The sequence below is a fragment of the Gemmatimonas sp. genome, from assembly GCF_046594945.1.
In the GTDB taxonomy this organism is placed as follows: Bacteria; Gemmatimonadota; Gemmatimonadetes; order Gemmatimonadales; family Gemmatimonadaceae; genus Gemmatimonas.
On the sequence record NZ_JBKJRB010000081.1, the window covers coordinates 1 to 5,811 of the forward strand.

Genomic DNA, 5,811 nt, shown 5'->3' on the forward strand with positions numbered 1-5,811 from the left:
CCGGATTCCGCCAGCGCGAGCCCCAGGTTCAGCAGCAGTGCGGCGTCGCCGGGGGCCACTTCCAGTGCCTTGCGATAGGCCAGCACCGCCCGCGACGCATTGCCGCTGGCGCGCTCCACGTCGCCGATGCCGCCCAGCACCATCGCCCAGCGTCGCGCCACCGCAAACGCGTTTGGCGTGGAGGACTGCCGCTGGGCGGCGAGAAAGCGACGCACCGCGCGATCCTGCCCGCGGGTGTAATGCAGGACGGCCAGCGAAAGCGCCCGCACATCGGGATCACTGGTGGCCGACAGTGCCCGCAGCCGCTTCTCCAGCGATGTCGGCACCGATGACATGTCGGGCCCACCAAACCGCTCGAGCCACGCGGCGAGACCGGCAACCTGCGCGGTCGCGTTCCGCGACGCCGGATGCAGCAGCAGCGGCGTGGCCCGCTCCATGTCGGCCTCCGATCGTGCCGCCAACACTCCCGCCACCGCCGTCTCATGGGGCTTGAGCTCGCCCCACCACGCCGTCACCTGCGCCGCGTGCGCCGCTTCGCTCGTTGACGCGTGACAGGTACGGCACGAGCTAGTGATGCCGAGGCTCGCGTCTAACGACGGCCGCGGAATGGCGATCGTATGATCCGACCGTGCGTACGGAATGGCCTTGCCAAGCTCGTGCTCCTGCTGATACGGCATGTGGCACGAGATGCAGCGGCTGCCCACCGAGGTCGCGGGGTGTTTGGTGTGCGCGGTGGGGTTCTCGGCCTTGCTGGCGTGACAACTCGTGCACTGCCGGTCGTCGGTGCGTCCCGGAATCGGGGTGCCGTTTACCGTGCGGTAGCCTTGCGAATGTGGATCATGACACGACGCGCAGGTCATTCCACCGTTGCGGTAGCAATCGCTGGCCAAGTGGCCTTCCTGATACGCGAAGGTCCGTGTTCTGCCATCCGGCGTATACGGCGTATCCCCGAGCTGCGCCAACCGCACGGCATAGTACTCGGCAAGCGACACCCCCGGTCGCCAATTGGACGCCAAGCGGTCCTTCAGCGCGTGGCAGCCCAAGCACGTGGCGAGTGAAGCGTCCTTGTCGAGCGTGGCGAGCGCGGGCAGTCCGATATCGGCCGTGGGCGCCGGGCCGCGCTGCATCAGCGTCACGTGGCGCTTGGCCGGACCGTGGCACGACTCGCAGTTGATGGCGAATCCGTTGTGCTGCGTGTTCCAGCGGCCAGCCGCGCTGTCGAACCCAAGGTTGATCTGACTGCCGTGGCACGACTGGCAGTTGCTGAAACGCGGCTCGTCGCCGAGCACGCGTGTCGGTGGCCAGTCACCGCAGTCGGCAAGCCGCATCGCGGACGTGATCGGCTGCCACCCGTGGTTGGCGCGCGTGCCCGTGTTGCAAAACCACGTCCGCGACTGGCGACTCCAGTCGAACGGCAGGAAGCGCAGGGTGCCGTCGGGCCAGGCGGTGACGAACCCCTGAGTCCCTCCCCCCTCCATATGACCGCCGCCGATCACGGCGGCGACCACCAGCGTCGTGTCCCGTTCTCCCGGGCGCCGCACGAGAAACGAGAACACCCCGTTGCGCTGCTGCGGCGTCACGACGGCGTCCTTGAACCGAAGCGACGACCCGTTGAATGGCGCGATGACCCGGACGCCATCGGGGCCAGCGCCTGGTCTTCCCCCCGCCTGGCCGTGCGTGGAGCCTCGCCACGCCGTGAACTGCTCGGTGTGACAGGAAGCGCAGGTCGCCGACCCGGCGAAGTCCCCGGCTGTCGGTGCCGGCGGAGGTGCGGGGATGCTGGCGGAGGCCAGGACGATATCGCTGGCCGCCGTGCCCGCGTTGGTGGTGTCGCCTCCGCCACATGCCACCATGGCGGCCGTCGCCATCACGGCCGTCGCCATCAGGGCTGCGGCCAGCAGCGCACCCAGTTTCGGGCCGTTCATCCGGCTCCCCCACGGGACCACAACGGTCCCTGGCATTGGCAGAGAGTTCGGATGTAGCGCACCAGCCCCCGAATCTCCGTCGGCGACAGCGACCCTCCAAAGGCTGGCATGCGCGCGCTCCGGTTCATGATGGCACCGCCACCGGCGATGGTGTCGAACAGGGAGTCGTCGCTGCGCAGGGAGGTCGTCGCGGCGTCGGCGTGACGGGCGGGCGGCACCGGCAGCGATGTCGCATTGGGGCCGTCACCCTTCCCCTTGGCGCCATGGCAACCGGCGCACCACGAAGCATAGAGTCGCGACGCGCTCGTGTCCGAGGGCACGGCGACCGGGAGCGGGCTTGGCGGCACAGTGACGGCGGTCGGATCACCGCCGAGGTAGCGAATGATGAGCGCACGATCGCGATCCGGCATGACGAGCCGCGGCATGACGGCACCCGGGCGTACCCGACCAGGGTTGGTGATGATCGCCGCGATATAGCCGGGGTCTCGGCGCGCGCGCACGTTGTCCAGCGGGGGCGCGAGCTTTCCGCCTTGCCCACCGAGCTGGTGACAGCCCAGACAACCGAGCTGCTCTCGCAACATGCGCTCCGCTTTCTGCCGCTGGAACGGCGTGAGTGCCTGCGCCGGTAACACACGGCCAATCGACACCAGAGCGCCGAGCCCCAGCAGAAGGTGGCGAAGGCGCACCGGCACCGGCTACTTGCGGCCGTCGGGGTGGCGGCGCGATCCGCTCCAAATCACGATCGATCCACAGCCGTTGCGCGTCTGGAACTGCAACGGCATGCTGGCGGTGCGCGAGTAGATCTCGACCGCTCGCACATCATTGGGATCGATGATGCCATCCAGCACGCCGTCGGTGATCGGGATGAGGAGGCTGTTCAGAAAAATGGCCGGCACGCAGGTGCCGGACATTCCCGATGCGCGCATCAGCACACGATCGGCCGCACCGACCCCGGACATGACCTGCATACCCGGCGTCGAACGAAAGATGTCGGCGGCATATTTGGGGGCCCGCGCAATGAGTTGCGCCTCGTCCAGAAAGTGGCCGAAGCCGTTCTTGCGACGCCGCTCGAAATCCTCGAGCGAGAAGGCGCCGCGGTTGGCGTTGGCCCGCACGCGAAGCGTGTCCACGGTAGCGACCGCCGCCGCCATGGTCACGTCAACTGTGGTCTCGGCGGTGGCTAAAATATTCACCGTGACCTGCGTGGGCTGGTACCCAATGGCCCGCGCATCGAGGGTGTACGACCCGGTGGGCAGCTTGGCGAGCGCGAACTGACCGCTCACACTGGTGGTTTCTCCTACGCCCACGCCTCGTAGCTCCACGCGAGCACTGGTCACCGGCTTACCCCCGCCGTCTCGCACCGTACCGCGGATACGTCCCGCGCCCTGCAACACCAGCACGGAACGACCCGCCACGATCGCTCGGGTCGCCGCCCCCACATACAGGTCGTGCAGCAGGAACCCGCCAAGTGGCATCGGCAGGTCCACGAAACCGCTGGAGTCGGCCCCCACGAATGCCCGTGTCGTCAGGACCACTCCCGACGGCACGCACATGGCGAAGCCGCCAATCTCCGACGTGACACCGTACCGCGACAAGCTTTTACGATCCACCGAGGTTCCCGCGACCTGCAATTCTGTCCACTGCGCACGCACGCGGCCAGCCGTGTCGAGTGGTGTAAGGTCGGCGCGCCGCACCACCCCCATGAACAATCCGTCCGCCGTCAGTCGGTCGTTGGGGCTGCAGAAGCGGATCCGAAGGGTACCCACCGACGGCAACGCGAGCGGCGTACGCACGTCACTCCCGTCTACGACTTCGACTCGCAAAAGCGGGCTGTCCATGCCCAGCATGTCCAGTCGCGGATGCAGGAAACCCAGCAGATACACGCCTGTAGGCACGGAATCGAACACAAAGGCCCCATTCGCATCCGAGCGAACGAGGCGTATGCGTCTCGAATCGCCAGCTTCCACCAATTGCACGACGGAGGCCGTGAGCGGTAGCTGGGCCAGACTGTCGTAGACAGTGCCCACGACCCGCGCCACCACGACCTTGGGAAGCGGAGGCGGAGGCGCCTTGGTCGACGCGGACTGCGCCAGTACTCTGGTGGCTTGCAAAAGGCACAGGGCCGCTGGCAGCACGACCTCACGCGCCAATCGCGATAGGCGACCGTGCAGAACGCGGCGCCGCCGCCATACGTCTCGCGGCTCGGCGCGTTCACACTGCGCGGTGGGGCATGAGGTGAATCGGTCAGGCATGTCGAAGGCTCGCACGGGATCGAAACCCGCGCAAGCACTTCGGATAGTAGGTACGGAGCCAGCGACTTCGCGTGTACGGTGCCACGCAAGAGCCGATACACGGAGGGCCACGCGTTACGTATCAGCCGCCCGTGCCGAACTGACGCGTAAACTTCAGGAACACCGAACGTTGCTGCGGCGCGCCCAGGTCGAAGAAGCTCGTTGCGGCCCGACCATCGTTGAGCACGATGAACAAGCCCGTGCCGGCGGTGTTGAGCCAACCGAAGCGCACGTTCGACGAAAAGATCGCTGCCTGATTGTTGTATTGCGTGAGCGTCTGTACGAAGATGCGCGGTGAGAAGAAGTAGTTCAGGCGCACCGCTTGAAGTGAACGAATGAAATTACCTTCCGGAAGGCGCACGTCGTTGTAGTCGGCGGTGAACGAGCCGGAGAATGTGGCGCCACGTCGCAGCGTGACCGTGCCGCTGCCGCCGCTGCGGCGACCGGTCCAGAATTGACCCACGTCGAAGCGACCCGTGGCCGACAGGTTCTCACTCGGATCGGTGGTGTAGTCCCAGCCCAAGGTGCCCCAATCGTACTGACCAGCCGGTATCACCACGCCGGGCGCGATCGTGAACGGCGCCTGCAGCCCCTCGTGTGAGATGTTGTATTCGGGACCGAACTTCGTGCTGTTCGCCAGCTCGATCTCGGTGAGGTCGATGTGCCAGTACCCCGACTGATAGAACCCGTCGTTGAGACCATACGCGCTGCGATAGCTCACGTGCGGATTCCACTGCCGGAACCACGCCCACTCCGGTTTGCGCACCAGTCGCATGACGGAGACATCGTACGCGCGGTAACCGCCCGGGCGGCTCATGAAGCCCACTTCCGGATTGAAGTCTTCGCCGATCTGCGCGATGCGCGCGTTGTGATTCCACACGTTTGTCTGATACGCGATCCGTCCGCTAAAAGCGTTGGCATCGCCATCGCGATCCCGCGTCGTCGTGCGCGCCGCCCACAGGTCGCTCGTCCAGCGCTGTCCGAGTCCGATGCGGCTGTCTACCGCGAACGTGCGGTTCACATCACCGCCGTCGTCGGTGGCCATACGCTGTACCACCATCGCGCCAAGGCGTGACCGCGCCGACAGTTCGCGTGTGGCTCGTCCAACAGTGAACGACTGCCCCGCGTTCTGCGCATCGGGCGCGTCCGTGATCATCTGCAGGAGGCCCACCGTGGTACCGCCCACGCGTCCTGACAAGCGACCGCCGCCGAGGATCGACTGCGGCGTCCCGTCGTTGGAGATCCCGATGCGGCGGGTGAAAAACAGGTCGACGGCCTGTGGCGTGCCTGCTGAAAACACGCCGGCGTTCTCGAGGAAGAACGGTCGCTTTTCCGGAAAGAATATTGGAAAGCGGGTGAGATTCACGCGCTGATCGTCGACTTCGACCTGCGCGAAGTCGGTGTTGGCGGTGAGGTCGAGCGTGAGCGCGGGCGTGACGCCGTACTTGATCTCACCGCCCACTTCCGTGGGATACTTCGACACGAAGGTGTTCTTCGCGAGTGCATCGGGCCAGTTGCGCTGCGCCGAGGTGAGGACGTACGGTGTGGCAGTCTGGATGCGACGCGTCGGCACCCGCAGCTTTCGAATCTGCGGG

At 66.3% G+C, this 5,811-nt stretch carries 4 protein-coding genes; all 4 read right to left on the bottom strand.

The features are described 5' to 3' along the window. A partial coding sequence (locus tag ACLL97_RS09905; RefSeq protein ID WP_411280307.1) for a hypothetical protein occupies window positions 1-1,925 on the bottom strand: 1,925 nt, incomplete at its 3' end. Further along, window positions 1,922-2,611 (bottom strand): c-type cytochrome, encoded by a 690-nt coding sequence (locus ACLL97_RS09910; protein ID WP_411280308.1) that lies wholly within the window; start codon window positions 2,609-2,611, stop codon window positions 1,922-1,924. The genes ACLL97_RS09905 and ACLL97_RS09910, both read right to left, overlap by 4 nt. Before the next feature lie 9 nt (window positions 2,612-2,620). After that, entirely contained in the window at window positions 2,621-4,036 is a 1,416-nt protein-coding gene (locus ACLL97_RS09915; RefSeq protein ID WP_411280309.1) for a carboxypeptidase regulatory-like domain-containing protein, read from the bottom strand. A 262-nt stretch (window positions 4,037-4,298) separates the two neighbouring features. Then, window positions 4,299-5,811: DUF5916 domain-containing protein (locus tag ACLL97_RS09920; protein WP_411280310.1), on the bottom strand; the 1,513-nt coding region annotated here is incomplete at its 5' end.